At 56.1% G+C, this 399-nt stretch carries 2 protein-coding genes; both read left to right on the forward strand.

Annotated elements, in window-relative coordinates; translation table 11 throughout:
• The coding region (gene rplS / locus B3520_RS04890) for a 50S ribosomal protein L19 (RefSeq protein WP_286875530.1) at positions 1–201 on the forward strand (201 nt) is incomplete at its 5' end.
• Between the two features lie 85 nt (positions 202–286).
• A partial coding sequence (locus B3520_RS17500; RefSeq protein WP_414673875.1) for a site-specific integrase occupies positions 287–399 on the forward strand: 113 nt, incomplete at its 3' end.

Here is a 399-nt window from a genome sequence, read left to right on the forward strand (position 1 = left end):
AAGCGTAACCGCGGCCTGAACTCTGCATTCACCGTGCGCAAGGTATCCCACGGTGTGGGCGTTGAGCGTACTTTCCAGGTGCACAGCCGTCAGGTTGACAGCATCCAGGTGAAGCGTAAGGGTGATGTTCGCCAGGCGAAGCTTTACTACCTGCGCGACCTGACCGGCAAGGCAGCACGCATCAAGGAAAAGCTGTCCTAAGCGATACGCTGATCCGTTCAAAAAAACCGGGGCCTTAGCTCCGGTTTTTTTATGGTATTCTCGCTCCAACGCCAACCAATGACCGATGAGCGCTGTGACCTTACCCGCCCAAGAGAGCCAGGCCCTGGAGCAATACCTCGACGCCATCTGGATGGAAAAAGGCCTCAGTGAGAATACCCTGAACTCCTATCGGCGCGA

The organism is Marinimicrobium sp. UBA4509, from assembly GCF_002388575.1.
GTDB lineage: Bacteria > Pseudomonadota > Gammaproteobacteria > Pseudomonadales > Cellvibrionaceae > Marinimicrobium > Marinimicrobium koreense.